This window comes from Paenibacillus sp. ALE2 (assembly GCF_054113385.1).
This window is the reverse complement of record NZ_CM134213.1, coordinates 2,287,153-2,307,500: the sequence shown is the minus strand read 5'-3', so window position 1 is coordinate 2,307,500 and position 20,348 is coordinate 2,287,153. Positions and strand designations below refer to the sequence as shown.

General features: G+C 44.2%; 33 protein-coding genes. 2 read left to right on the top strand and 31 right to left on the bottom strand.

The window, feature by feature from the left end; all coding sequences use genetic code 11:
* Positions 1–28 precede the first annotated feature (28 nt).
* The gene (locus ACXHJ1_RS10045) at positions 29–643 is read right to left on the bottom strand and encodes a stage II sporulation protein M (protein WP_044788223.1); all 615 of its coding nucleotides are present in this window, start codon (positions 641–643) and stop codon (positions 29–31) included.
* A gap of 95 nt (positions 644–738) precedes the next feature.
* Here ACXHJ1_RS10045 and pdaB point away from each other — a divergent pair, with 95 nt between their 5' ends.
* Together pdaB and gerD are read left to right on the top strand one after the other, a co-directional pair.
* Positions 739–1,518, top strand: a complete 780-nt coding sequence (gene pdaB, locus ACXHJ1_RS10040) for a polysaccharide deacetylase family sporulation protein PdaB (RefSeq protein ID WP_107735221.1) — start codon at positions 739–741, stop codon at positions 1,516–1,518.
* Positions 1,519–1,624: 106 nt separating this feature from the next.
* A complete protein-coding gene (gene gerD / locus ACXHJ1_RS10035) occupies positions 1,625–2,356 on the top strand; it encodes a spore germination lipoprotein GerD (RefSeq protein WP_016818660.1) in 732 nt (243 codons plus the stop codon).
* Positions 2,357–2,389: 33 nt separating this feature from the next.
* Here gerD and ACXHJ1_RS10030 read toward each other — a convergent pair whose 3' ends face one another.
* The 30 genes from ACXHJ1_RS10030 to rplP form a co-directional block, all read right to left on the bottom strand.
* Positions 2,390–3,496: an Mrp/NBP35 family ATP-binding protein gene (locus tag ACXHJ1_RS10030; RefSeq protein ID WP_290410606.1), complete on the bottom strand. Its 1,107-nt coding sequence runs from the start codon at positions 3,494–3,496 to the stop codon at positions 2,390–2,392.
* 59 nt (positions 3,497–3,555) lie between these two features.
* Entirely contained in the window at positions 3,556–4,332 is a 777-nt protein-coding gene (gene cwlD, locus ACXHJ1_RS10025; RefSeq protein ID WP_457906016.1) for an N-acetylmuramoyl-L-alanine amidase CwlD, read from the bottom strand.
* Positions 4,333–4,400: 68 nt separating this feature from the next.
* Complete coding sequence (gene sat / locus ACXHJ1_RS10020) at positions 4,401–5,570, bottom strand: sulfate adenylyltransferase (protein WP_117290591.1); 1,170 nt, start codon at positions 5,568–5,570, stop codon at positions 4,401–4,403.
* Between the two features lie 55 nt (positions 5,571–5,625).
* Positions 5,626–6,318: a phosphoadenylyl-sulfate reductase gene (locus tag ACXHJ1_RS10015; protein WP_019688711.1), complete on the bottom strand. Its 693-nt coding sequence runs from the start codon at positions 6,316–6,318 to the stop codon at positions 5,626–5,628.
* A 1,163-nt stretch (positions 6,319–7,481) separates the two neighbouring features.
* Entirely contained in the window at positions 7,482–7,874 is a 393-nt protein-coding gene (gene rpsI, locus ACXHJ1_RS10010) for a 30S ribosomal protein S9 (RefSeq protein ID WP_013373250.1), read from the bottom strand.
* Between the two features lie 20 nt (positions 7,875–7,894).
* Positions 7,895–8,332, bottom strand: coding sequence for a 50S ribosomal protein L13 (gene rplM / locus ACXHJ1_RS10005; protein ID WP_013373251.1), 438 nt, complete (start codon positions 8,330–8,332; stop codon positions 7,895–7,897).
* A 183-nt stretch (positions 8,333–8,515) separates the two neighbouring features.
* Entirely contained in the window at positions 8,516–9,301 is a 786-nt protein-coding gene (gene truA / locus ACXHJ1_RS10000) for a tRNA pseudouridine(38-40) synthase TruA (protein WP_031462304.1), read from the bottom strand.
* A gap of 151 nt (positions 9,302–9,452) precedes the next feature.
* Complete coding sequence (gene rplQ / locus ACXHJ1_RS09995; protein WP_013373253.1) at positions 9,453–9,818, bottom strand: 50S ribosomal protein L17; 366 nt, start codon at positions 9,816–9,818, stop codon at positions 9,453–9,455.
* 34 nt (positions 9,819–9,852) lie between these two features.
* Positions 9,853–10,797, bottom strand: coding sequence for a DNA-directed RNA polymerase subunit alpha (locus tag ACXHJ1_RS09990; protein WP_013373254.1), 945 nt, complete (start codon positions 10,795–10,797; stop codon positions 9,853–9,855).
* Between the two features lie 135 nt (positions 10,798–10,932).
* Positions 10,933–11,328: a 30S ribosomal protein S11 gene (rpsK, locus tag ACXHJ1_RS09985; protein ID WP_007432559.1), complete on the bottom strand. Its 396-nt coding sequence runs from the start codon at positions 11,326–11,328 to the stop codon at positions 10,933–10,935.
* Positions 11,329–11,347: 19 nt separating this feature from the next.
* Positions 11,348–11,716 carry a 30S ribosomal protein S13 gene (rpsM, locus tag ACXHJ1_RS09980; protein ID WP_007432560.1) on the bottom strand — a complete coding sequence of 123 codons (369 nt, stop codon included), beginning with the start codon at positions 11,714–11,716 and terminating at the stop codon, positions 11,348–11,350.
* Between the two features lie 21 nt (positions 11,717–11,737).
* On the bottom strand, positions 11,738–11,851 hold the full coding sequence (gene rpmJ / locus ACXHJ1_RS09975) for a 50S ribosomal protein L36 (RefSeq protein ID WP_003333770.1): 114 nt from the start codon (positions 11,849–11,851) through the stop codon (positions 11,738–11,740).
* Between the two features lie 118 nt (positions 11,852–11,969).
* A complete protein-coding gene (gene infA / locus ACXHJ1_RS09970; protein WP_006212898.1) occupies positions 11,970–12,185 on the bottom strand; it encodes a translation initiation factor IF-1 in 216 nt (71 codons plus the stop codon).
* Between the two features lie 2 nt (positions 12,186–12,187).
* A complete protein-coding gene (locus tag ACXHJ1_RS09965; RefSeq protein ID WP_013373256.1) occupies positions 12,188–12,496 on the bottom strand; it encodes a KOW domain-containing RNA-binding protein in 309 nt (102 codons plus the stop codon).
* Between the two features lie 9 nt (positions 12,497–12,505).
* Positions 12,506–13,045: a M24 family metallopeptidase gene (locus ACXHJ1_RS09960; RefSeq protein WP_107735225.1), complete on the bottom strand. Its 540-nt coding sequence runs from the start codon at positions 13,043–13,045 to the stop codon at positions 12,506–12,508.
* A 5-nt stretch (positions 13,046–13,050) separates the two neighbouring features.
* Positions 13,051–13,695: an adenylate kinase gene (locus tag ACXHJ1_RS09955; protein WP_013373258.1), complete on the bottom strand. Its 645-nt coding sequence runs from the start codon at positions 13,693–13,695 to the stop codon at positions 13,051–13,053.
* A gap of 90 nt (positions 13,696–13,785) precedes the next feature.
* Positions 13,786–15,084, bottom strand: a complete 1,299-nt coding sequence (secY, locus tag ACXHJ1_RS09950; protein ID WP_013373259.1) for a preprotein translocase subunit SecY — start codon at positions 15,082–15,084, stop codon at positions 13,786–13,788.
* The gene (gene rplO, locus ACXHJ1_RS09945; RefSeq protein WP_013312149.1) at positions 15,084–15,524 is read right to left on the bottom strand and encodes a 50S ribosomal protein L15; all 441 of its coding nucleotides are present in this window, start codon (positions 15,522–15,524) and stop codon (positions 15,084–15,086) included. Before rplO ends, secY begins: the two co-directional genes overlap by 1 nt.
* Positions 15,525–15,567: 43 nt before the next feature.
* Positions 15,568–15,753: a 50S ribosomal protein L30 gene (rpmD, locus tag ACXHJ1_RS09940; protein ID WP_013373260.1), complete on the bottom strand. Its 186-nt coding sequence runs from the start codon at positions 15,751–15,753 to the stop codon at positions 15,568–15,570.
* A 12-nt stretch (positions 15,754–15,765) separates the two neighbouring features.
* Positions 15,766–16,263 (bottom strand): 30S ribosomal protein S5, encoded by a 498-nt coding sequence (gene rpsE, locus ACXHJ1_RS09935; RefSeq protein WP_013373261.1) that lies wholly within the window; start codon positions 16,261–16,263, stop codon positions 15,766–15,768.
* Positions 16,264–16,290: 27 nt separating this feature from the next.
* Entirely contained in the window at positions 16,291–16,659 is a 369-nt protein-coding gene (rplR, locus tag ACXHJ1_RS09930) for a 50S ribosomal protein L18 (protein ID WP_007432568.1), read from the bottom strand.
* Positions 16,660–16,773: 114 nt separating this feature from the next.
* Positions 16,774–17,316, bottom strand: a complete 543-nt coding sequence (gene rplF / locus ACXHJ1_RS09925; protein ID WP_016818652.1) for a 50S ribosomal protein L6 — start codon at positions 17,314–17,316, stop codon at positions 16,774–16,776.
* A 33-nt stretch (positions 17,317–17,349) separates the two neighbouring features.
* Positions 17,350–17,748, bottom strand: a complete 399-nt coding sequence (gene rpsH / locus ACXHJ1_RS09920; RefSeq protein ID WP_007432570.1) for a 30S ribosomal protein S8 — start codon at positions 17,746–17,748, stop codon at positions 17,350–17,352.
* A gap of 32 nt (positions 17,749–17,780) precedes the next feature.
* Entirely contained in the window at positions 17,781–17,966 is a 186-nt protein-coding gene (locus ACXHJ1_RS09915) for a type Z 30S ribosomal protein S14 (RefSeq protein WP_010348808.1), read from the bottom strand.
* Positions 17,967–18,041: 75 nt separating this feature from the next.
* Complete coding sequence (gene rplE, locus ACXHJ1_RS09910) at positions 18,042–18,587, bottom strand: 50S ribosomal protein L5 (RefSeq protein ID WP_007432571.1); 546 nt, start codon at positions 18,585–18,587, stop codon at positions 18,042–18,044.
* A gap of 31 nt (positions 18,588–18,618) precedes the next feature.
* The gene (gene rplX, locus ACXHJ1_RS09905) at positions 18,619–18,972 is read right to left on the bottom strand and encodes a 50S ribosomal protein L24 (RefSeq protein WP_013312155.1); all 354 of its coding nucleotides are present in this window, start codon (positions 18,970–18,972) and stop codon (positions 18,619–18,621) included.
* Positions 18,973–19,008: 36 nt separating this feature from the next.
* Positions 19,009–19,377, bottom strand: a complete 369-nt coding sequence (gene rplN, locus ACXHJ1_RS09900) for a 50S ribosomal protein L14 (protein ID WP_007432573.1) — start codon at positions 19,375–19,377, stop codon at positions 19,009–19,011.
* A 34-nt stretch (positions 19,378–19,411) separates the two neighbouring features.
* Complete coding sequence (gene rpsQ / locus ACXHJ1_RS09895) at positions 19,412–19,675, bottom strand: 30S ribosomal protein S17 (protein ID WP_007432574.1); 264 nt, start codon at positions 19,673–19,675, stop codon at positions 19,412–19,414.
* 50 nt (positions 19,676–19,725) lie between these two features.
* Complete coding sequence (gene rpmC / locus ACXHJ1_RS09890) at positions 19,726–19,923, bottom strand: 50S ribosomal protein L29 (protein ID WP_007432575.1); 198 nt, start codon at positions 19,921–19,923, stop codon at positions 19,726–19,728.
* Entirely contained in the window at positions 19,913–20,347 is a 435-nt protein-coding gene (gene rplP, locus ACXHJ1_RS09885) for a 50S ribosomal protein L16 (protein WP_007432576.1), read from the bottom strand. The genes rpmC and rplP overlap by 11 nt, the downstream gene beginning before the upstream one ends.
* Position 20,348 lies beyond the last annotated feature (1 nt).

The window sequence follows — 20,348 nt, the reverse complement described above, 5'->3', positions numbered from 1 at the left end:
AAATATATAAATAATTGGCCATATTATTTTAATGCGACAATAAACGATAAGTTATGCCGCTCTCAATCGCAGCTGCTATAAATAGAAAGATGACAGACCATATTGACACGGTCAACGTTTGTTTCAAAAAAACCTCCCACGATGGGCCAGTACCTTTGCGTTTTAGTCCTATGCTTGTACCTAGGGTAGATATTATATTGACCCCAAACTTCAAACCGAAGGCACAGGCGATAATCAAAACAGGCAATTCAATTACACCATGAGGCAATAATCCTTTTACGACAATTTCATACATACTTCTTCCCATATCTGTCTGCAGGTGTACTACAAAACCTAAAACCATTCCGTTCACAATCAAAAATATAAACGGTACGATTCCAAAAAGAGCTCCGGTATATATTACTAGCACGCATTTGATTGCATTGTTGAAAAAGATAAACACAAAAAAACTCCATTGTGGATGCTCAGAGTTCTGCAATCGTTGCGCCACTCCCCCCAGTCCCTCCATTTGTCGTGCCAACATAGATTGAATAACACCTGTACTTAGCCATCCCACTACAATACTTGCGCAGAAAAAAAATGCAGCGATCAAAATTAGCCGTCTTGTCGTGCGTAAATCATAAAAAAATGCTCTTAGTCCCATTTGTTGATTCCTCCTATTAGTCCAATGGAATAATTGACAACCCCTAGCATAGCTTTAAGTAAACAAGCACTTCTAGGATGAAAGGGGCATTAACCATGAATTCTTTTTTCTATGTATTGAACGGCAAAAAAATTAAACGATTCTTGATCGTAATGGCAGCGGCCGTCTTTACTGCCGGAGTCATTTATGTAGAAACCGATAATGTTACGGTTTTTTCCGAGGAAGCGCCAACTGCCGTTTACAGTGTGCCTACGGATAAAAAGCTGATCGCTCTCACATTCGACATTAGCTGGGGTGATAAGCGTACTGCCCCCATTTTAAAAGTTCTCGAAGATAAAAAAGTGACCAAGTCCACCTTTTTTCTTTCTGCCCCTTGGAGCAAAACACACCCAGAACTCGTGAATCAAATTAAAGAAAGCGGATTTGAGATTGGCAGTCATGGCCATAAACACGAAAACTATAGCAGCTTAAGCGATGAAGAGATTCGTAAGCAGATTTCAACGGCTCATTCCACATTAACCGAGCTGACTGGACAATCCCCGAAGTTAATCCGTATGCCTAATGGTGACTTTGACAAAAGGGTACTTCAAGTTGCCAGCACTTTAGGCTACAAAACCATTCAATGGGATACTGACTCCCTGGACTGGAAAAACCCTGGTACGCAGGTCATAATCGACCGTGTTGTAAATAAAGCACATCCCGGTGATATCGTCCTTCTTCATGCCAGTGATTCTTGTAAACAAACTCATGAAGCGTTGCCCATCATTATCGACAAGTTGCGGGCACAAGGCTATGAATTTGTGACTGTATCCGAACTGCTTCAACAAGGTACAGTAAAAGGTAAAGAGGTTCGCGATCAAGCTCTGGGTCTTTAAGGAGTTATTTTACATCGTTCTCAGCTAAAAACCAAAAGCAACTCGACATATTTCTCCCCAATCATCCGCATACTATCCACATTCATGATAAAGGAGGAATACGGCCATGAATTGGACTCGTTTGCGATTTGTTAGCATGGTATGCGTACTGGGCGTTGCACTGAGCGGCTGCGGCTCGGATCAGGGTTCTGCACCTCCCCAGAACAGTTATAAAGAGATGAAAACGATGGTGGTTGATATCCTGAAAAGTGATGATGGAAAAAAAGCCGTAGAAGAAGCTTTAACCGGGGAAAAAGAGGGACAATCCGGTCAAAGTGGTGGAGGAGGTGGATCTGGAGGCAGCATGGGAATGAAAATGCTTATGTCCACACAATCCGCTGAACAGATGAAAATTGCAGTAAAAGATACTTTGATCTCACCTGAATATAAAAAAGAAATCGAAAAAATTATGACTGATCCGCGTTTTGCCGGAGAATTTGCCAAAGCCATCAACAGTCAAAGCAAACAGCTTCATATGCAGCTTATAAAAGACCCTTCTTACCAAAAATCAATTGAAGAGATGCTAAAATCGCCAGAACTGACCAAGATGTATATGGACTTAACTAAAACCCCAGAATATCGCAAACAATCTATGACAGTCATGCATGATGCTATGCAGAATCCGATTTTTCGGCTTGAGGTCATGAATTTACTCAAAACTGTTGTGCAAGAAGAACTTCAACCTAAGGTTGAGAAAAAAGGTGGAGAGCAAGGTGGATCCGGGGATCAAAAGCAAGATGGTGGTGGTGGTGAAGGAGAACAAGGTGGTGGTGAAGGAGGTCAAGGAGGAGGTCAGTAAAAAAAAGGCTGGTTCAACAACCAGCCTTTTTTATTATTCAGATTCCATGTGCAACCCGGTAATTTGGGCGGCTATATCATTATAAATAGCTCCTGTCGCCGACTCCGATTTATATACGGATGGAGAAAAATCGGCTTCTGACGGATGATTATCTGGGATACCCAGCGGAATTTGTGCCAAAAGTTTCGTATGAAGTGTTTCTGCCAACATAGCCCCGCCTCCCCGTCCAAAAACATAGTCTTTTTCTCCAGTGGAGGACACATAATAGGACATGTTCTCCACGACGCCTATGACCCTATGATCCGTTTGAAGGGCCATTGCCCCTGCACGTGCAGCTACAAAAGCTGCCGTCGCATGCGGAGTAGTGACAATGATTTCTTCACTCTGCGGAATCATTTGATGTACGTCAAGCGCTACATCACCAGTACCTGGTGGTAAATCGAGTATCATATAGTCCAGCTTGCCCCATTCGACATCACTAAAAAACTGTCTAAGCATTCTCCCCAGCATGGGACCTCTCCAAATAACAGGATTGTTTTCTCTCACAAAGAAGCCCATGGACATGATTTTGATACCAAATCGTTCCACTGGCTGAATGATACCATCTTCGACAGAAGGTACGTCCTCTACCCCAATCATATCCGGCACACTGAATCCATAGATATCAGCATCAATTAAACCCACTCGCTTACCCTGTCTGGCTAGAGCTGCCGCCAAATTCACAGCTACTGTCGATTTTCCGACACCACCTTTTCCGCTTGCAATGGCAATAAATCGTACGCCAGATGCTGGATTAAGCAGCTCATATTTTTCCATACCAACAGCATGTCCTTTGGTCAAAACCGGATCAGCTACCTCCTCGGTATCCTCTCCATTTTGTATAGCTGACTTTTCAGACTCAGATGCCTCACGAATACGAATATGCACGTGACTTAATCCCGCCTTTTCTAACGTCTGCCGGATTTCCCGATCCAGTTCCGTCCGAGTCTCTTCTTGGCTATCCAGGGTAATAGCAGTCAATGATACCCGATCCTCTTTAACAACCACATCCCGAATAAAATGGAGGTCAACCAAACGGCGTCCCGTTTGAGGCTCTCGCACTTGCTGAAGTAGCTCTATAACTTGCTCTCTCGATTGCATGAATAATCAGCACCTCTGCTTTATTAATTTACGTAGTGGTAAACACTTACAGTATACCACTATCTGACTTCAGGTGCTGATGAGGTTCCCTTTTCCCCGGCACTGTAACGCAAAATCCCTTTATATATAGATGCGGCCACTTGTCTCTGATAGTTCTCGTCACTGAGTCGTCTGGCTTCCTCTGGATGGGACAAAAATCCGACTTCTACAAGAGCTGCCGGCATTTTGAGTGCCTTTAATAAATAGACGGTGTTTACGGTCTTAGCTACTCTGTCCGTATTTTCCAGGTTGCGCTTGATTTCTTCCTGAATTAAGGATGCCAAATTCTCGTTATCTGCATGATTAGGTACGAAAAAGGTCTGGGCTCCACTCCAACGGCTCGACGGGATACTGTTCATATGAATACTTAAAAAGAGGTCCGCTTTCTGCTCCTCAATCATACGTACCCGTTGCTTTAAATCCTCCGTTTTTCTTCTGGAATAGCCTTTTGTTTCTTGCTGCGCCAGATCGCGGTCATCCTCGCGTGTCATGACAACAACAGCTCCTGCTTGCTGCAAATAATCCCGCAAATAAAAAGCGATCGCCAAGTTAATATCCTTTTCAATGACTCCCTCTTTGCTAACTGCTCCTCCATCAGGTCCTCCGTGTCCGGCATCTATAGCAATTACCTTACCAGTAAGCGGTAGACTCCAATGAATCCATGCTCTCGAAGCAGGTATCTCATACAGTGTCAGCATGATAAATAGAACAGCGAGACAACAGCCTAACAGCATTTTTTGCAGCGTCCGATAGCGAATCCACAGTGTGACCTCTTTTTTACGATTGTTTTTTTGCATAACAAAACGCCTCCGTCCTATACAGATACTAATAATCTATATGGGACGAGGCGTGTAGTTAGTACAACTCAGGCATGAACATATTCTTTCATACCTTCAATCAGCACTTGAGCGACTTCCGGGCGTGTAAATTCCGGTGGCGGACAAACCCCGGAGCGTAACAATTCCCTCACTTTGGTGCCAGAGAGCGTCAAATGATGCTCCTTGGGATGTGGGCATGTTTTACTTGAGGCCATATTTCCACATTGGGTGCAGTAAAAGCTGTGTTCAAAAAACAACGGGGTAATCCCCAGCTCTTCAGGTGTAAAGTGCTTGAAAATTTCCTGCGCTTCATAGGTACCGTAATAGTCCCCTACACCCGCATGATCTCTTCCGACAATAAAATGAGTGCAGCCGAAGTTCTTCCGCACAATAGCATGGAAAATGGCCTCTCTAGGACCAGCGTATCGCATGGCAGCAGGAAAGACCCCCAGAAAGGCTCGATCAGCCGGATAATAGTTGTCCAGCAACACTAGATAGCTCTTCATACGCACATCTGCTGGAACGTCATCTGACTTGGTCTCTCCAACAAGTGGATTTAGAAATAAAGCATCCACAATTTCCATCGCGCTTTTTTGGATGTACTCATGTGCCCGATGTACCGGATTTCTTGTTTGAAAACCGACCACTGTCTTCCAGCCCTTTTCAGCAAAATGGCTACGTGTCTGTGCTGGTGTGTAATAAAATTCGCTAAATTGAGTAGGTTTGGGTCGATTCAGCACTTGCACCGTTCCACCTACATAGGTAGCAGGTCGATCTAACAATTTATTTACGCCAGGATGGGCCGGGTCAGCCGTCTTGAATACACATCTGGCTTCCTCTGCTTGGTCAACCTGATAAATACTCTCAATATCAAGTACAGCATAGATGATACCATCTGTTTCCCCCACCAAAGCCACCTGCTGACCTAGTTTCAGTTCACTGGCTATGGTTTCTACTACTGCAAGAGTAATGGGAATAGTCCAGACTGTACCATCAGCAAGACGCATATCCGTTACCACTGAACGATAATCTGACTCATTCATAAATCCCGTCAATGGAGAAAAGGCACCTACTCCAATTAAATCCAGATCAGAAATCGTCCATGAGTTTACAGGGATAGGAAACAATTCACCTGCAGCCTGCAACAGTGCTTCTTGCTGCGGTCCAGTTATATTTCTATCAACGAGCGTTCCGCCATGCGGAAGAATTGCAGTCATGATGCACTTCCTTTCTATTCATAAATAAGTCTCAGAGCTACCTACATACCATTTTTTATTGGTGGAGCCCACACTCCGTTTTCTCATTGCCTGACCAACGGCCAGCACGTGGATCTTCACCTGGCAGGACTTCACGTGTGCATTGCTCACAGCCAATACTGGGAAAATTACGGTCATGCAATGGATTATACAATACATCATGAGTGCGAATATAGTTCCATACATCCTCGGAAGTCCAGCTTGCCAAGGGGTTAAATTTAACGAGACCAAACTTTTCATCATACTCTACCTTTTTTGCATTCGCACGCGTAGGAGCCTGATCGCGACGGATACCGGTAATCCATGCATCATATTGAGACAGAATGCGTGTCAGCGGCTCAACCTTGCGTATACCACAGCATGCATTAGGATTTGATTTCCACAGCTCCTCTCCATGCTCCGCAGCTTGCTCTTCTGGAGTGATTAAGGGAGAGACTCTAACAAAATCCAAATTATATCTAGCTTTCATCTGATCACGCGTATCATAAGTTTCTTGAAAATGAAAGTCAGTATCCAAATAAAAAATATCGGTAGAAGGGCTAATTCTTTGTAGCATATCTACTAGTACTACATCTTCTGCTCCGAAGCTACAAGCAAAGGTGAGGTTGGGAAATGTATGAACAGCATATTGAATAATTTCTTCAGGCGTGGCCTCTTCCAGTTCACTTGCCTTGACTCTAATCAACGCTTCTTTCTCCAATAAATTCATTATTAATGCGCCTCCATCTATGAAGATTCATAAATAAGTGATACCTAAAAACCGACTAAACTAATAAGATTAAGTACAGTATAAAACTTTCATATTCATTGTCAATCCAAGCAAAACCGTCATACTATAAACATTTATCATCCCGCATGAAGCAGGAACGTTGTTCTGTCAGCATTCTTAAACGCTCTCCTGCATATCCAACCAAGTTCAGTGGCTATATATAAAATATTCTTATACCAAACGTTTGAAAATTGCCTTAGATTGCTTAATAACTAAAAGTAACTAGTTATAGCAGAGGGTATGCCTGAACGTAAGTATTTTAGGTTAGCGAAGATGCTTCCTCTACTCCACCTGAGACAAAGATATACCCACTACTCGGCTGTCATCGTAATCCTGGATAGCTATGGCTATTATGATCAGGTAAAAATATCTGAGGATAAAAGCGCCCTTCCTTAGAGCCATGATTATCCTTGGATTTGGTCAAGGAAATATAATTAGGGTTCGGTCGTCATATTTACATTTGCATTCAAAGATGAAGCATACGTGGTCGTGCTCAGCTCAAGGTAAACCAGCTCTGACTATAAGGTTTACATCCGAAGAATCCCACTACTAAATTGAGAGCTCTGATGCTAATCGTGCTTCTATTAAGGAATATCACAAAGAAATGGCACCCAGATCGATAATAAGCCTCTCAACACTCCTATAGCGCTCACAGAGGCCCTCCCTGAGAAATTAAAGCATTCAGATATACAGATAGCCCTTAACGTAACTGGAGCCCTATTTTAGCCCATTCTCAATGGTTAAAAATACTCACATCATCATCGCTGCAATTACGGAAGCCGAGGAGATGGGCAGCACCAAGCTAAAGATTGCTCTGCAAAAATTCCCTGATCTTTTTAATTAGTCACAGGTTGTGAACATTACAGGATAAACTGTGTTGAAATAGCAAACTATATTTGTGCATAAGTATACCGATCTTAGTTACATCGTGGATAACTTACGTATTCCAGATAGTATATGCACCTTTTTATGTATCGCAGGGCAGACGTAGCCATAAAATTCTAGTCTAGATCCATTTATCCACATGTGGTTAATGTGCAGCAAATGATCTAAATAAAAAAGAACCCTTTCCATAAGGAAAAGGTTCTTCTGTATTCGAAATATTAACGTTTCGAGAACTGTGGTGCACGACGAGCGGCTTTGAGGCCGTATTTTTTACGTTCTTTCATACGTGGGTCACGAGTCAAGAATCCTGCTTTTTTCAAAGCTGGACGGAATTCTGGGTCTGCTTTCAACAGAGCACGGGAAATACCGTGGCGAATTGCGCCTGCTTGACCAGAGATACCACCACCATGAGCGATAACGAGTACGTCATAGCTACCAAGTGTTTCTGTCAGATTCAGTGGTTGTTTTACGATCAGTTTGAGAGTTTCCAAACCGAAATATTCATTAATATCACGCTTATTGATGACAATGCGTCCTTCACCCGGTACGAGACGAACACGAGCTACCGAATGTTTACGACGACCTGTCCCATAGTATTGTACTTGTGCCATGAAACTGTCCTCCCTTTTAATTATCCGCGAAGTTCGTAAACTTCAGGTTTTTGTGCTGCATGTGGATGCTCTGTACCTCTGTAAGCTTTAAGTCTCAGCTTCATTTTGTCGCCTTGACGAGTTTTAGGAAGCATACCGTGAACAGCCAATTCCAACATACGTTCAGGTTTGTTCTTAACCATATCTTGTGCAACTGTTACTTTCAGACCACCTGGGTGCAGGGAGTGACGATAGTATTTTTTGTTCTCCATTTTTTTACCAGTCAATACGATTTTCTCCGCATTGATTACAACAACAAAATCACCTGTGTCCACATGTGGTGTAAATTGTGGCTTGTGTTTGCCGCGAATCAACGCAGCCGCTTCGCTTGCCAGACGGCCGAGCGTTTTGCCTTCGGCATCAATGATGTGCCAATTGCGCTCAACTTCATTTGGCTTCGCCATATACGTAGTACGCATGAAAAGTATCCTCCTTAAGTTCGTTAACAGAAATCATCATTTATCTTCGTTCGTTAAGTTGCTGCATTATCGATGGATTAGATGTTGCTATAAAGTGATTATCTTAATTGGGGCTGTGGGAAAGCCATTAAGAAAACACAACTTTTATATTACAGGATAACCATCAATTCTGCAAGGAAAAAATCAATGTTTTTTGATGTTTTCTTCGTACTCTACATTCCAGAGCGTTAAAGCGTGTCCAACGGCTGTAGGGCCAGCCTTTGAACGGTTTTTTGCTTCCAAAATGGAAGGAATATCATCCGGCGATTTTTTGCCTTCTCCCACTTCCAGCAAAGTCCCCATTATAATCCGAACCATGTGCTGCAAAAATCCGCTACCTGTAATATAAGTTTGAATAATTCCCTGATCATCCGACCCTGGACGTGAAAAGGAATGGTCTACCGTTATATAGGCTTCGTAAATAGTGCGAACATGATTCGTCTTTTGGGAACGTCGAGATGCGAACGAAGTATAGTCAAAGGTGCCCACTAAATGAGCCAACCCCTTTTCCATCGCTCTTACATCCAGACTCGTTGGATGATGGGCCTGTGTACGACGGTGAAAGATGTCTGGAAACCGGTTCGCATTAATACTGTACCGATACGTCTTCCGCTTCGCCATGCGGCGTGCATGAAAGGACAGTGGCACCTCTCTCGCATCCGTAACGATGATATCACGAGGCAGCCAGGCATTAAGTGCCAGACACCAGCGATGTATCGGAATCGGCGATTCAGTATGAAAATTGAATACCTGCCCGTATGCATGCACACCTGCATCTGTACGTCCTGAGCCCGTAATTTTAAGACGTTCGCCCGTCAATGAGTATATAGCATTTTCAAGACAGTCCTGAATGGTGTTGCCACTAGGCTGCGTCTGAAAGCCATCATAGTGGGTTCCATCATAGTTCACCTTCATGCACAAGTTCCGCATGCTTCTCACACCTTTGCAGGGGTATTCTCTGGTCTTACAGGAAATAACCGAACATAACAAAGGAGAAGCCCCTCAAGGACTCCTCCAAGAGAAAAAAAGGGTTGTTCAGAATCAAGCCGATTCTGTCCACCCTTCCCTCATCTTCGCCTGCTTACGCGCGGTCAACCAATTCCAGATATACCATTGGAGCGGCGTCGCCACGACGAGGTCCCAGTTTCAAGATACGAGTGTATCCACCTGGACGCTCATTGTAACGTGTAGCCAATTCGCTAAACAGCTTTTGGATTGCATCCTGCTCACCATCCAAAGTTTCACGGCGAACGAACGCAGCCACTTGACGACGTGCGTGCAGATCTCCTTTTTTCGCTTTGGTGATCAGTTTTTCAGCAATAGAACGAACTTCTTTCGCTTTAGCCTCAGTAGTTTGGATACGCTCATACAAGAACAGATCGGTTACCAAATCACGAAACAAAGCTTTACGGGCACTGGAATTACGGCCCAATTTTTGGTATGCCATGTAGTTTCCCCTCCTTCACAAAAACGTTGCTGTGCTATTCTTCCGTACGAAGTCCTAAACCAAGTTCCTCGAGCTTCTCTTGTACTTCTTCCAAAGATTTGCGACCCAAGTTACGGACCTTCATCATATCTTCTTCAGATTTAGTCGTGAGTTCTTGTACCGTATTGATACCAGCGCGCTTAAGGCAGTTATAGGAACGGACGGAGAGATCCAGCTCTTCGATCGTCATTTCAAGAACTTTTTCTTTCTTATCTTCTTCTTTTTCGACCATAATTTCTGCATCTTTTGCTTCATCCGTGAGACCCACGAATAGCATCACATGCTCGGTCAAAATTTTGGCTCCAAGGCTCACAGCTTCTTCAGGACGAATAGTTCCGTCTGTCCAAACCTCAAGTGTCAGCTTGTCATAATTCGTAACCTGGCCGACACGCGTATTTTCTACGCCGTAGTTCACGCGTGCAATCGGAGTGTAGATGGAGTCGACGGGAATGACGCCGATCGGCTGGTCATCACGTTTATTCCGATCCTGCTTAACGTAACCGCGACCGCGATTGGCAAAAATACGCATGTGAAGTCTCGAACCCGGTCCGAGCGTTGCAATGTGAAGATCCGGATTAAGAATTTCCACATCACTATCCGCACGGATATCACCTGCCGTTACAACTCCTTCGCCTTCCGCATCGATTTCGAGTACTTTCTCTTCATCTGAGTGGATTTTAAGCGATAAAGCTTTCAAGTTCAGAATGATCTCCGTTACGTCTTCCTTCACACCGGGAACCGTTGCAAACTCGTGCAGAACCCCATCGATCTGAACCGATGTGACTGCTGCCCCCGGTAACGAGGATAACAGAATACGGCGAAGCGAGTTCCCCAGCGTCGTACCGTATCCGCGTTCCAGCGGTTCTACTACGAATTTTCCATAGGTGCCATCATCATTGACGTCAACCGTCTCAATTTTCGGCTTTTCGATTTCTATCACTGCAATATCCCTCCTTCAAAACGTCGCTCCTATATGAAACATTCACCTTATCCATAGTCTATCATGCAGTATACCTAAACATCCATTCTTGGCAGTTTGTGCCGGATCTATACTACACGCAGAGGAGAAATCTCATTAGACGCGACGACGTTTTGGAGGACGGCATCCGTTATGAGGTACCGGAGTTACGTCTTTGATCAGGTTAACTTCCAGACCAGCAGCTTGCAAAGAGCGGATTGCTGCTTCGCGACCTGCACCAGGTCCTTTAACCATGACTTCGACTGTCTTCATGCCGTGTTCCATAGCAGCTTTAGCAGCAGTTTCTGCGGCCATTTGCGCTGCGAATGGAGTAGATTTACGGGAACCACGGAATCCCATGCCGCCTGAGCTGGCCCAAGAGATTGCGTTACCGTGTGGATCTGTGATCGTAACGATCGTGTTGTTGAACGTGGAACGGATGTGTGCCACGCCACTCTCGATATTTTTACGGTCACGGCGTTTTGTGCGTACAACTTTTTTCGGTTTAGCCATTGAATGTTATCCTCCCTTCTTATTTCTTCTTGTTCGCTACAGTCCGACGAGGACCTTTACGGGTACGAGCATTAGTTTTAGTACGTTGTCCGCGAACAGGCAATCCACGACGGTGACGAACACCACGGTAGCAGCCAATCTCAGTCAGACGTTTAATATTCAAGGAAATTTCACGACGCAGATCGCCTTCTACTTTAACTTCTTTGTCGATCGTTTCACGTAATTTGCTCACTTCATCTTCAGTCAAATCACGAACACGCGTGTTTGCACTGATGCCTGTTTCCTTCAAAATTTTCTGAGAAGTCGTCTTACCGATTCCGAAAATGTAAGTCAAGGCGATCTCAACGCGTTTGTCACGTGGCAAATCCACACCAGCTATACGAGCCATTTTACGCTACACCCCCTTCTATTAACCTTGTTTTTGTTTGTGTTTCGGATTTTCGCAAATAACCATTACATTCCCTTTGCGGCGAATGACTTTGCATTTCTCGCAAATAGGTTTTACAGAAGGTCTTACCTTCATGTTGATTACCTCCTCCAAGCTTTACCCTGGTAAAACTCGCTTCGTGAACATTCACATCGTTTTGCCGAGCAAAACAAGTTTTTTTAAATGACGTACGTTTAATAAAAACCTGCATGAATTACTTGCGGTACGTTATACGGCCTTTGGTTAAATCGTAAGGCGATAACTGTACAACCACCTTGTCGCCTGTCAAAATACGGATAAAGTGCATCCGCAGCTTTCCGGAAACATGAGCAAGAATTTGATGACCGTTCTCCAGCTCTACCTTGAACGTAGCGTTCGGCAGTGGCTCGATTACCGTACCTTCAACCTCAATGACATCTTCTTTGGCCAAAGTCAGTCTCCTTTCTCTTCAGCTTGGTATTCGGACGAGTCCAGGAAAGTTTTCACTGCATGCCGCAGTTTTCCGTTCGTCACCCGACCGCTTTCGTTTAAACTATTTACAATCTCGCTACTAATCTTTGGCTGAGGTACCAAATGAAGAACATTTTTCTTCTTCGCTTGATCAAACTTTCGTTTATCCCCATCCGCAATATACACAAACCTGCTATCTGCTATTGAAACGACAACCGCAATCTGTCCGGCACCTCTGCCCTTCAGAATCTTCACCAGCTGACCGATTTGCAGGTTTCCTTGCTGATTCATTCCAATCACCTACGCACTCAGTTTCGTGAAAATGTCCATGCCGTCCGCTTCGCCCGTCACCACTTGCTCAAAATGAGTACAAGGGATTACGTTCATCGTAACGACCGTCCAGTTGTCTTCCAGCGTCCCTACAAGGCGAGCACCTATTGGAATCATTGATTCAATAGCCAGCACAATGCCGATTTTCAGCCTCGGCCCCTGCTCAGGAATACCACGGTTTGGATTCTCAATATATTGCCGAATGGCATGCGACATTGTAAACTGGCGAGTTTTCGTAATGACATCGCCTTTGTTTAACTTGCGTTTGCCGGGAAATCCGTGCACCAGTTGTTCGTTGACTGAAGCGCAAATGCTAGCAGGAAAACCGTTATAACCTTTAAAAGACGGCACAGCTCCCTGACTGCGAATATACCGATCAGCTAAATGATCAAGTTCACCGGTCGTAATACCGGGCTCGATGTGTCCTGCTAAGAAATAACTCGTTGCCGAATTCATTTTCCTAGCTTTCCTCATAAAGCTTGATTCCGTCCCCGACTTGCAAATGATCATTACAGCTAACCCCGCAACAAGGACACGATATTTTGGGAAACCACATCAATATCCTGTTCTCCGTCAATATGACGCAGAAGATTCTGGTTCTCATAAAACGTGAGGAGTGGTGCTGTTTTATTACTATATTCGTCAAGTCGTGTTCTTACGCTATCTTCGTTATCGTCAGGACGCTGATAGAGTTCACCACCGTCTTTATCGCAAATGCCTTCAACCTTAGGAGGATTAAAGACAATATGATAGCTAGCTCCGCAGCTTTTACAAACTCGCCGTCCTGTGATTCGTGCCAACAAGTTGTCACGATCCACTTTCAGGTTGATGACATCATCCAGCTTCGTATTCAAACGGCCCAAAATTTGATCCAAGGCTTCAGCTTGAGCTAAAGTTCTTGGAAAACCGTCCAGCAAGAAACCTTTCTTGCAATCAGGCTGCTGCAGCCGTTCTTCAACAATACCGATTGTTACATCATCCGGAACAAGTTCACCCTTGTCAATATACTCTTTGGCTTTAATGCCAATAGGTGTTCCCTGTTTCATCGCTAGGCGAAACGCATCACCTGTCGAGATATGAGGAATGCCGAACTCCTTCACAATGACATCTGCTTGTGTACCTTTACCAGCCCCCGGAGGGCCCATGATCAAAATATTCACAATCTGTCACTCCTCAAGACGACCCCTACACAAGAAACAGCACAAAAGGTGCCGGTAAGCATGCGAACATCCTATGCCGGTACCTATTGCCTATTTGTTGATGAAGCCTTTGTAATGGCGTTTGATCAGTTGGCTTTCGATTTGCTTCATCGTATCCAATGCTACACCAATAATGATGAGCAATGAAGTACCCCCAATTTGCACGGAACGAGGCAAGCCCGAAAGCGAACCGAAGAATACCGGCAAAACGGATATGACTGCCAGGAACAAAGCTCCTGTCATTGTCAAACGTGACATTACTCGTGTCAAGTATTTCTCCGTGGCTTTACCTGGGCGAATGCCTGGGATATAACCGCCGTTTTTCTTCATATTGTCGGCCATTTGCTGCGGATTCATCTGTACAAAGGTATAGAAGAATGTGAAACCGATAATCATTACGACATACAAAACCATGCCCAGTGGCTTGTCATAATACAAGTAAGTGGTAATCCACTTAGCCCAAGCATGATCTGCCCAGAAACTCGCAATAATTGTCGGGAATTGCAGCAATGATACCGCAAAGATTACCGGAATAACGCCTGCCGCATTAATTTTCATCGGAATATGCGTATTCTGGCCACCGTACATTTTGTTGCCAACTACACGTTTTGCGTATTGTACTGGAATTTTCCGAATACCTTGCTGGATGTAGATAACACCAACGATAATCAGAACAACCACCAAGGCAATGATAATTGCCTTCAGAATATTCATAAACAGCTGATCTGCTTGAATAAACTGAGATTCTACAATCGTCCGAATATGTCTTGGAATACCTGCCGCAATCCCTGCAAAGATTACAATAGAGATACCATTACCGATTCCCTTTTCGGTAATTTGCTCACCGAGCCACATAAGGAACGTAGTTCCTGCAGTAAGCACAATGGCAATAACCAGATAATCAGCAAAAGTAGCACCTGGAATCATCGCTGCACCGTACAGTCGATTAAATCCAATCGACGTTCCGAATGCTTGGATTAAGCCCAGTATTACAGTACCATACCGTGTAATTTGAGCCAATTTCTTTTTACCATGCTCTCCTTGTTTAGCCCATTCCGCAAGTTTCGGAATCACGTCCATTGACAGCAGCTGTACAATGATGGACGCTGTAATATATGGCATAATCCCGAGGGCGAAGATCGAAAACTGATACAACGCGCCCCCTGAGAAGGTGTTAAGGAGTCCAAACAACTCGCTTCCTGCCTGATCCTGAGAAGTAAAGACTTGCTTATTCACACCGGGAACCGGCACGAAGGAGCCAATACGATATACAAAGAGTATAAACAGGGTAAACAGGATTCGGGTTCTAAGATCCTCAACCCGCCATATATTTTTCAGGGTCTTGAACATTAGATCACCTCGGTTTTACCGCCGGCAGCTTCAATTTTCTCTACCGCAGATTGAGAGAACTTGTTCGCTTTAACTGTCAATTTCACAGTGATTTCACCGTTACCCAGAATTTTAATTCCGGATTTCGCGTTCTTCACAATACCATTGTTCAGCAAAAACTCAGGGCTTACTTCTGTACCCGCTGCAAAACTGTTCAAATCTTCGATATTCAAAACCGCATACTCTTTACGAGTAGGATTTACGAAACCGCGTTTAGGCAAGCGACGATACAGTGGGTTTTGACCACCCTCGAAGCCCGGACGTACACCACCGCCGGAACGAGCGTTTTGACCCTTATGACCACGACCAGAAGTTTTACCCGTACCGCTACTAGGACCACGACCCAAACGTTTACGTTCTTTGCGGGAGCCTGGAGCTGGGGAAAGCTCATGTAACTTCATCGTTCGTTGCACCTCCTTGATTATTGTTAAAATACTTTATTTCTTAAGCTTCGATTTCTTTAACAGAAACCAAATGGCTAACTTGATTAATCATCCCGCGAATTGCTGCATTGTCGGGTTGAACTACTTTATGGTTGATTTTACGCAAGCCGAGCGTTTTAACAGTCGTTCTCTGAGTACCAGGACGGCCGATCAACGAACGAACGAGGGTAATTTCTAATTTCGCCATGATATTCCCTCCTTAGCCCAGCAGCTCTTCGATGGATTTGCCGCGCAATTTAGCAACATCTTCAGCGCGTTTCAAGCGGGACAAACCTTCCAAAGTCGCATTGACCATATTCATGGAATTCGAAGAACCCAAAGATTTTGTCAAGATATCACCTACACCAGCAAGTTCCAGAACTGCACGAACTGGACCACCAGCGATAACCCCAGTACCTTCCGATGCCGGTTTCAACAGAACCCGGCCAGCACCGAACTTACCTGTAACAAGGTGAGGAATTGTTGTGCCTACGAGTGGAACGTGAACCAGGTTTTTCTTAGCATCTTCAATACCTTTGCGAATCGCATCAGGTACTTCGCCCGCTTTACCGATTCCAGCGCCTACCCAGCCGTTGCCGTCGCCCACTACTACCAGAGCACTGAAGCTAAAACGGCGTCCGCCTTTGACAACTTTAGCTACACGATTAATATTTACTACTCTTTCAGTCAGTTCCAAAGTATTCGGATCTACACGCAAGTCGTTAACCTCCTTTTGAGAAATGTCTTAGAATTCAAGGCCTGCTTCGCGAGCTGCATCAGCCAAAGCTTGAATCCGTCCATGATACAAGTATCCACCACGATCAAATACGATGTTAGCATGGCCTTTTTCTTTCGCACGTTTAGCAACGAGTTCGCCAACCTTACGAGCTGCTTCTACACTACCACCGTTTTTGATTTCGCTGCTCAGTTCTTTATCCATAGTGGATGCAGAAACCAATGTTACACCAGCAACATCATCAATCAGTTGTGCGTAGATATGCTTGGAAGAGCGGAATACGTTCAAACGAGGACGTACAGCCGTACCTTCGATTTTCTTACGTACACGCAGATGTCTTCTGACACGTGCTTTATTTTTATCTTGTTTTGTAATCATCTCAAGTTTTCACTCCCTTCAGTTTGCCTTTTAAAACTTTATACTAAGACGCACTGGGTAAAAAAAGAGTACAAGTCTTTCCAGTAGAAAGACCGCACAAAGTCGGTAAGAAACTTATTTCTTCTTACCGGCTTTACCTTCTTTACGGATGATGCGCTCGCCTTCGTATTTAATCCCTTTACCTTTGTACGGTTCAGGTTCACGAACGGAACGAATCTTAGCAGCATAGGCACCTACACGCTCTTTATCAATTCCGCGAACGATAATTTTAGTGTTCGAAGGAACTTCGAACTCGATGCCCGCTTCCGGTGTAATTTCAACCGGGTGAGAGTATCCAACGTTCAGAACGATTTTATCTCCGGATTTGCTTGCACGATATCCGACCCCAACCAGCTCCAGAGATTTTGAAAAACCTTCAGTTACACCACTTACCATGTTATTGACAACGCTGCGGGTTGTTCCATGCAAAGAGCGGTGAAGTTTATTGTCCGAAGGACGAACTACATTAATTTCATTATTTTCCACAGTAACGGACATGTCTTTATGAAGCTCACGAGTCAATGTTCCTTTAGGACCTTTAACTGTGATCACTGTGTTGTTCAAAGTCACGTCAACACCACTTGGTACTGTGATTGGTTTACGACCAATACGGGACATATCTGTTGCACCTCCTATCTTTTAAACGTTAAATTACCAAACGTAGCAAACCACTTCTCCGCCGGCTTTGGACTGACGCGCTTCTTTGTCGGTCATGATACCTTTGGATGTTGAAATGATTGCGATCCCGAGTCCACCCAATACGCGTGGAATCTCATTGCTCTTCGTGTAAACGCGAAGACCTGGTTTACTGATTCTTTTCAAACCTGTGATAACACGCTCGTTGTTCGCACCGTATTTCAAGAAAATACGGATGATCCCTTGTTTGCTATCTTCAACAAATTCCGCATCACGAATGAATCCTTCACGTTTCAGGATGTCGGCGATTTGTTTTTTCATTGTAGATGCAGGCATTTCTACTGTTTCGTGGCGAACAGTGTTCGCGTTACGAATACGAGTAAGCATATCTGCAATTGGATCAGACATAGTCATTGTGTATAAACCTCCTTCCCAAACAGGACTTTTTACCAGCTTGCTTTTTTCACGCCAGGAATCTGGCCTTTATAAGCTAATTCACGGAAGCAAATTCTGCAGATCTTAAACTTTTGCAGCACCGAATGTGGACGACCACAACGTTCGCAACGAGTATAAGCACGAACTTTAAACTTTGGTGCGCGTTGTTGTTTGACTTTCATTGAAGTTTTTGCCACTTAGCCTGACACCTCCTAAATAGTTTCGGAGAACAGGGAGTCTTTAAATCAGACGCCCGAAACGTTATGCCAACATTATTTCGCGAAAGGCATGCCCAGCTGAGTCAGAAGCTCACGGGACTCTTCGTCAGTCTTGGCAGTCGTTACGATAACGATGTCCATACCACGAACTTTATCAACTTGATCATACTCGATTTCCGGGAAGATCAACTGTTCTTTCAGACCAAGCGTGTAGTTACCACGTCCGTCGAAAGCTTTTGTTGATACACCATGGAAGTCACGTACGCGAGGAAGTGTAATGTTGAACAATTTGTCCAAGAAATAGTACATACGCTCGCCACGAAGTGTTACCTTTACACCGATCGGCATGTTTTCACGCAATTTAAAACCTGCGATAGATTTTTTCGCGCGAGTGATAACTGGTTTTTGACCAGCGATCAGCTGCATGTCGTTGAGAGCCGAATCAAGCACTTTGGAGTTTTGGACTGCGTCGCCAACACCCATGTTGATTACAACTTTCTCGATTTTAGGCACTTGCATCACTGTTGTATAGTTGAACTTCTGCATCAAAGCAGGAGTGATTTCTTTCAAGAAACGTTCTTTCATTCTTGTTGTTGCCATGAATCATAGTCCTCCTTTCTTCAAAAAATAATTAGTCGATCACTTCGCCTGAACGTTTTGCAATGCGCACTTTTTTTCCGTTGTCCAAAACCTTGTAACCCACACGAGTTACTTTTCCGCTCTTCGGATCAATGTGCATAACGTTGGAAACGTGAATCGGAGCTTCTTTCTCGATGATGCCGCCTTGTGGATTCAGCTGATTAGGCTTTTGGTGTTTTTTAATCATGTTAACACCTTCCACAAGCACACGGTTTTGACGAGGGTAAGCAGCGATAACGCGACCTTTTTTACCTTTATCTTTACCTGTAATCACCAGAACAGTGTCGTCTTTTTTGACGTGCAGCTTGTTGTTATGGGATTCCAGAACTTTTTTCACTTTTGGCATTTCGTACACCTCCTACGGGCACATTTTAAGGTGAATTTAGATCACTTCCGGAGCCAAGGAAACGATTTTCATGAAGTCCTTGTCACGAAGTTCGCGAGCAACTGGTCCGAAAATACGAGTACCGCGTGGGCTCTTGTCTTCTTTAACGACCACTGCTGCGTTCTCATCAAATCCGATGTAGGAACCGTCTTTACGGCGGATAGAACGTTTAGTGCGAACGACAACCGCTCTTACTACATCACCCTTTTTGACAACGCCGCCTGGTGTTGCTTGTTTTACGGAACAAACGATCAGGTCACCAATTTGAGCTGTACGACGTCCCGTACCACCGAGCACACGGATACACATCAGTTCCTTCGCGCCGGAATTGTCAGCTACAGTCAAACGTGTAAATGGTTGAATCATTTATTTATCCTCCTTTCGGAAAAACTACACTACATTAGATTATAACAGCTTTTTCAACGATTTCGACCAGTCTCCAGTTTTTGTCTTTGGACAAAGGACGAGTTTCCATGATTTTAACAGTATCACCGATTTGTGCAGTGTTGTTTTCATCATGAGCTTTGAATTTTTTAGTCACTTTAATGCGTTTATGATAGAGATCATGTTTTTTGTAAGTTTCTACAGCAATCACAATCGTTTTATCCATTTTGTCGCTGACTACTTTACCGACTAATACTTTACGGGCATTACGTTCGCTCATTGTTGGCCTCCTTCCTAATTACAGGCGGAATTTCCACCCGGTCTAATATCTTAGCTAATCCCAAGTTCTCTTTCACGGATCACAGTTTTAGCACGAGCAATTTCCTTACGCACAGCACCGATCCGAGTCGGGTTATCAAGCTGACCGGTAGCGAGTTGAAAACGAAGGTTGAAAAGTTCTTCTTTAAAACCAGAGATCTTTTGTTCGATTTCAGCAGTGGTAAGGTTGCGGAATTCACTAGCCTTCATTTGCTTCACCACCCAATTCTTCACGTTTCACAAACTTAGTTTTGATTGGCAGTTTGTGAGCGGCAAGACGCATTGCTTCACGAGCAATCTCTTCCGGTACACCAGCAAGTTCAAACATGATCTTACCTGGTTTCACTACTGCAACCCATTTTTCTACGTTACCTTTACCACTACCCATACGAACCTCAAGAGGCTTTTGAGTAATTGGTTTGTCAGGGAATATTTTAATCCAAACCTTACCACCACGTTTGATGTAACGAGTCATCGCAATACGAGCAGCTTCGATTTGACGGTTAGTGATCCATGCTGGTTCAGTAGCTTGCAAACCGTACTCACCGAAATTCAGTGTAGTACCGCCTTTTGCACGACCCTTCATATGACCACGTTGTTGTTTACGATGTTTTACGCGTTTAGGTACCAACATG

What these genes read in the sequence shown, in the direction of transcription:
- rpsI (WP_013373250.1), bottom strand. Translation starts at nt 7,874, where the DNA reads ATGGCACAAGTACAATACTATGGGACAGGTCGTCGTAAACATTCGGTA.
- rplR (WP_007432568.1), bottom strand. Translation starts at nt 16,659, where the DNA reads ATGATTACAAAACAAGATAAAAATAAAGCACGTGTCAGAAGACATCTG.
- rplP (WP_007432576.1), bottom strand. Translation starts at nt 20,347, where the DNA reads ATGTTGGTACCTAAACGCGTAAAACATCGTAAACAACAACGTGGTCAT.
- rpmC (WP_007432575.1), bottom strand. Translation starts at nt 19,923, where the DNA reads ATGAAGGCTAGTGAATTCCGCAACCTTACCACTGCTGAAATCGAACAA.
- rplX (WP_013312155.1), bottom strand. Translation starts at nt 18,972, where the DNA reads ATGCCAAAAGTGAAAAAAGTTCTGGAATCCCATAACAACAAGCTGCAC.
- rplE (WP_007432571.1), bottom strand. Translation starts at nt 18,587, where the DNA reads ATGGCAACAACAAGAATGAAAGAACGTTTCTTGAAAGAAATCACTCCT.
- rplF (WP_016818652.1), bottom strand. Translation starts at nt 17,316, where the DNA reads ATGTCCCGTATTGGTCGTAAACCAATCACAGTACCAAGTGGTGTTGAC.
- rpmJ (WP_003333770.1), bottom strand. Translation starts at nt 11,851, where the DNA reads ATGAAGGTAAGACCTTCTGTAAAACCTATTTGCGAGAAATGCAAAGTC.
- ACXHJ1_RS10015 (WP_019688711.1), bottom strand. Translation starts at nt 6,318, where the DNA reads ATGAATTTATTGGAGAAAGAAGCGTTGATTAGAGTCAAGGCAAGTGAA.
- rpsK (WP_007432559.1), bottom strand. Translation starts at nt 11,328, where the DNA reads ATGGCTAAACCGAAAAAAGTTGTACGCACAAAACGCCGTGACCGTAAA.
- ACXHJ1_RS10045 (WP_044788223.1), bottom strand. Translation starts at nt 643, where the DNA reads ATGGGACTAAGAGCATTTTTTTATGATTTACGCACGACAAGACGGCTA.
- ACXHJ1_RS09965 (WP_013373256.1), bottom strand. Translation starts at nt 12,496, where the DNA reads ATGAATCAGCAAGGAAACCTGCAAATCGGTCAGCTGGTGAAGATTCTG.
- rplO (WP_013312149.1), bottom strand. Translation starts at nt 15,524, where the DNA reads ATGAAGTTACATGAGCTTTCCCCAGCTCCAGGCTCCCGCAAAGAACGT.
- rplQ (WP_013373253.1), bottom strand. Translation starts at nt 9,818, where the DNA reads ATGGCATACCAAAAATTGGGCCGTAATTCCAGTGCCCGTAAAGCTTTG.
- cwlD (WP_457906016.1), bottom strand. Translation starts at nt 4,332, where the DNA reads ATGCAAAAAAACAATCGTAAAAAAGAGGTCACACTGTGGATTCGCTAT.
- rpsQ (WP_007432574.1), bottom strand. Translation starts at nt 19,675, where the DNA reads ATGAGCGAACGTAATGCCCGTAAAGTATTAGTCGGTAAAGTAGTCAGC.
- secY (WP_013373259.1), bottom strand. Translation starts at nt 15,084, where the DNA reads ATGTTCAAGACCCTGAAAAATATATGGCGGGTTGAGGATCTTAGAACC.
- rplN (WP_007432573.1), bottom strand. Translation starts at nt 19,377, where the DNA reads ATGATTCAACCATTTACACGTTTGACTGTAGCTGACAATTCCGGCGCG.
- ACXHJ1_RS10030 (WP_290410606.1), bottom strand. Translation starts at nt 3,496, where the DNA reads ATGCAATCGAGAGAGCAAGTTATAGAGCTACTTCAGCAAGTGCGAGAG.
- rpsH (WP_007432570.1), bottom strand. Translation starts at nt 17,748, where the DNA reads ATGACTATGTCTGATCCAATTGCAGATATGCTTACTCGTATTCGTAAC.
- rpmD (WP_013373260.1), bottom strand. Translation starts at nt 15,753, where the DNA reads ATGGCGAAATTAGAAATTACCCTCGTTCGTTCGTTGATCGGCCGTCCT.
- gerD (WP_016818660.1), top strand. Translation starts at nt 1,625, where the DNA reads ATGAATTGGACTCGTTTGCGATTTGTTAGCATGGTATGCGTACTGGGC.
- pdaB (WP_107735221.1), top strand. Translation starts at nt 739, where the DNA reads ATGAATTCTTTTTTCTATGTATTGAACGGCAAAAAAATTAAACGATTC.
- ACXHJ1_RS09960 (WP_107735225.1), bottom strand. Translation starts at nt 13,045, where the DNA reads ATGATCATTTGCAAGTCGGGGACGGAATCAAGCTTTATGAGGAAAGCT.
- truA (WP_031462304.1), bottom strand. Translation starts at nt 9,301, where the DNA reads ATGCGGAACTTGTGCATGAAGGTGAACTATGATGGAACCCACTATGAT.
- rplM (WP_013373251.1), bottom strand. Translation starts at nt 8,332, where the DNA reads ATGCGTACTACGTATATGGCGAAGCCAAATGAAGTTGAGCGCAATTGG.
- sat (WP_117290591.1), bottom strand. Translation starts at nt 5,570, where the DNA reads ATGACTGCAATTCTTCCGCATGGCGGAACGCTCGTTGATAGAAATATA.
- rpsM (WP_007432560.1), bottom strand. Translation starts at nt 11,716, where the DNA reads ATGGCTCGTATAGCTGGTGTGGATTTGCCACGTGACAAACGCGTTGAG.